General features: G+C 34.2%; 2 protein-coding genes. Both read right to left on the bottom strand.

The genetic code is table 11. The features are described from left to right. Positions 1-222: 222 nt before the first annotated feature. Entirely contained in the window at positions 223-1,707 is a 1,485-nt protein-coding gene (locus AB1422_18820) for an ATP-binding protein (GenBank protein ID MEW6621354.1), read from the bottom strand. Continuing rightward, the gene (locus tag AB1422_18815) at positions 1,700-2,317 is read right to left on the bottom strand and encodes a DUF4390 domain-containing protein (protein MEW6621353.1); all 618 of its coding nucleotides are present in this window, start codon (positions 2,315-2,317) and stop codon (positions 1,700-1,702) included. Before AB1422_18815 ends, AB1422_18820 begins: the two co-directional genes overlap by 8 nt. Positions 2,318-2,550 lie beyond the last annotated feature (233 nt).

The following is a 2,550-nucleotide window of genomic DNA, read 5'->3' as shown; positions in this document are numbered from 1 at the left end:
GAAATAGATTGAAATTTATAGAAATAGGTAGAAATTGATTGTGGAAAACAACAAATTTCCATAAATTTCTATTAGTTTCTATTAATTTCAATTTTTTTATAATATCTCCCTATCTCCTTAATCTCCATATCTCCTTTTGTTACACCACCTGAACGCTTACTTTGTGGCTCATTTCTCTAATTCTCTGTGAACTCTGTGCCTCTGTGGCTGAACGGTTACCCTTTATTTTACCGGTAAAATAATCATAAATGTCGTTCCTTTATTCGGCTGACTTTTAACATCAATCTGACCATGATGTTCTTTTATAATCTTCTCAACAATGGCTAATCCCAACCCCATTCCGTGAGATTTAGTCGAGAAATATGGGGTAAAGATTTTTTTTATCGTCTCTTCATCCATGCCAGTACCTGTATCTTTAAATTCTATCTTTAGAAATTCGCTATCGCAAGAGGTTTCGATATTGATTTCACCTGTTTTCTCAAGGAAGGCATCAATTCCATTTTGAATGATATTTTTAAAGACCATTTTCATCCTTTCACGGTCGAGTTTAATTCGCGGTAAATTAACACCGTAGATTACTTTAATCTCTACCGCCGGACTAATTTGGGCAAAAAGGCTAACCGTATCTTCGAGGATTTTATTTACATCAGTAAATTCAAAGCAAGGTGTGGGCATACGGGCAAATTCCGAGAATTCCTTTGCCATCTTGTGTAAAACCTCGACCTCTTCGGTTATCCTTCGAGTGCAATCCTTTAGAATAGCCTCGAAAGATTTAGGGTCTTTATAGAATTTATCCTGAAGATGTTGCAAAGATAATACGATAGGTGTAAGGGGACCCTTAATTTCATGGGCTATTCGCTGGGCTATCCCTCGCCAGGCAGATTCTCGTTCCGCAAAAATCAATAACTCCCTGCTTTCCTTTAATTCCTTTACCATTTTATTAAATGAATTTATTGTTCTGGCCATCTCATCTTTAGTCTGGACATTAACCTGATAATCAAGATTCCCCAAACCTACTTCTTCTAACCCTTTTATCAGGCTTTTAAGTGGTTTTGTTAATTTTCGAGAAATGACATAGCCAGTTAAAAATGACAGAAATATCATTACCAGGGCAATAGAAATAAATATTAGCAAATATCCTTTTTCAATAGGCACTCGAAGTAAATTTAATGAACTATAAAATTTCAGGCTATTTTTAAGCTTCTGTGCCCCCTGGATAAATTCCTTGTCTAATGTAGAACTAACCACAACTACTTTTTGAACCCTATCCCCTTCAAATATCGGGGCAATACCTTTGACTATTTCGTTATTTTCGCCACAAACTATTGTAAATGTTTTTTTTAGATGTCCTGCCTTTTTAACCAGAGGATTGGGTGCCTCTAATAATTCTGCATTCTTAGTTTTAGAAATAAAGGCTGGGTTTTTGCTCAAATATACTGCCTCTTGAGCCACCTTTTCCTTTTCTCTATCCAGAACCTCTTCAACTAAGACCTTAGCACTCTGAAGGGTATCAATAATTTCCTTGTTGACCCCAATATTCAAGCTTTTTTCAATAATACTATTAATAACAAAGATAAGGGGTATAATCGGCATTAAGGAGATTAAAAAGAAACAAACGACCATTTTTATCTGAATCTTTTTACTCACCTGTATCACTGTTACCATTATAATAAACAAAATGGCTAATAAAAGTATGACATTAATCATTTGAGATTCCTTTTAATGTATCCGGTTTAAAATTATCAGATTGGATATATGACTTTATATCTTTAGAACGATGTCTAACTAATACCGCAAATATCTTCTGGAGATTTATAAACGCTGGGGAGTCGCCATTGATTCTTTTTGCTATTTCTTCCATTTCTTTTTTATTAATTGACTCAATATCAACCCTGATTTGCACAAAATATACTTTTTTACCTTCTAATCCCTTTAAAGGTCTAATGAGGACAATATCTTCCTGGTTTAAAGTCTCTTTTAAATCTGTCAGGTTATCAAATTTTAATATATCTCCTTTATCAAATCTTAATGTATAGATTTTTTCCCAGATATCATAAGATATTTCTTTGGTTATCTGACGGGTAGTTTCCAGGTCATGAAATAATCTACCCTTCTTCCATAATTCAACATCAATCTTAATAGTAACCGTAAAACCGCTCTGGATAGTTTTTATCTCTTGTTGTCCTAATAGATGTTGTGTTTTAAACGATGTTGCCAAAAATGTATCTTTAAGGAAGACAGTTGGTTTAGAAATAACCAGTGGCGAGGCAAGGGCTATACTCGCCCAAAATAAGGCAATGAGTAATCCTTTTCGCATTTTTTGTTATCCCCCTCCCAGGAAACAGAATTTTGGATTGTGGATTGAAGGGAAATCCCAAATCGAAAATCCAAAATCGTTACAGATTCCCGTAAGCGTTCAGGTAGTGTAACAAAAGGAGATGTGGAGATTAAGGAGATAGGGAGATATTATTAAAAAAATTGAAATTAGTAGAAACTAATAGAAATTTATGGAAATTTGTTGTTTTCCACAATCAATTTCTACCTATTTCT

This window comes from bacterium (assembly GCA_040757115.1).
Taxonomy (GTDB): domain Bacteria; phylum UBA9089; class CG2-30-40-21; order CG2-30-40-21; family SBAY01; genus JBFLXS01.
Note: the sequence above shows the minus strand (reverse complement) of the source record. Positions and strands in the feature narration are given on the sequence as shown.